This is a genomic window from uncultured Jannaschia sp. (assembly GCF_947494055.1).
Lineage (GTDB): Bacteria > Pseudomonadota > Alphaproteobacteria > Rhodobacterales > Rhodobacteraceae > Jannaschia.
Map to the genome: position 1 here is coordinate 1 of NZ_CANLTR010000153.1, position 729 is coordinate 729.

The 729-nt window shown below is 63.2% G+C and carries 1 pseudogene; it reads left to right on the top strand.

The features are described 5' to 3' along the window. Positions 1–729, top strand: a pseudogene (locus tag Q1A87_RS23595) (DDE-type integrase/transposase/recombinase); the annotation flags it as partial.

Sequence of the window (729 nt, forward strand, 5' to 3'; positions counted from 1 at the left end):
CGGTTGTCGACGTGAAGACGTTGCATGCGAAGATCGGCGAGCTGACGCTGGAGAACGATGCTTCGTAGGGCTTACGCGGCCCCACTGGGGCCACGGTCCCTACTGCGATGTCCGTCGCGCTCGGGGAGGCAGGGCTCTTTCCGAGCGCAAAGCGATGATCGACCAGGACTACAAGCTCAGCGTCGGTCGACAGGCCAAGGCGCTTGGGATCAGCCGGAGCAGCATCTATTACCTGCCGCGCCCGGTGTCGGATGCGGATCTGACGCTGATGCGCCGGATCGACGAGTTGCACCTGGAATATCCGTTCGCCGGCAGCCGGATGTTGAAGGAGCTTTTGAACGGCGAAGGCCATGAGGTGGGCTGGTGTCACGTCGCGACGCTCCCTTTCGTGACATTGCTGTGCAATGCACTGCCGGGCAGTGGATGAAGCGGATGGGGATCAAGGCGCTCTACCGCCGTCCGAACACGTCGAAGCCGGCACCTGGGCACAAGATCTATCCCTATCTGCCGAGGGGCCTGGCCGTGACCCGCCCCAACCAGGTCCGGGCCATGGACCTCACCTACATCCCCATGGCGCGCGGCTTCGTCTACCTGACCGCCGTCGTCGACTGGTTCAGCCGCAAGGTGATGAGCTGGCGGCTGACGATCACGCTATCCGCCGACTTCTGCATCGAGGCCTCGGAGGAAGCGCTCCACCGCCATGGCAAACCGGCAATCTTCAATACCGAC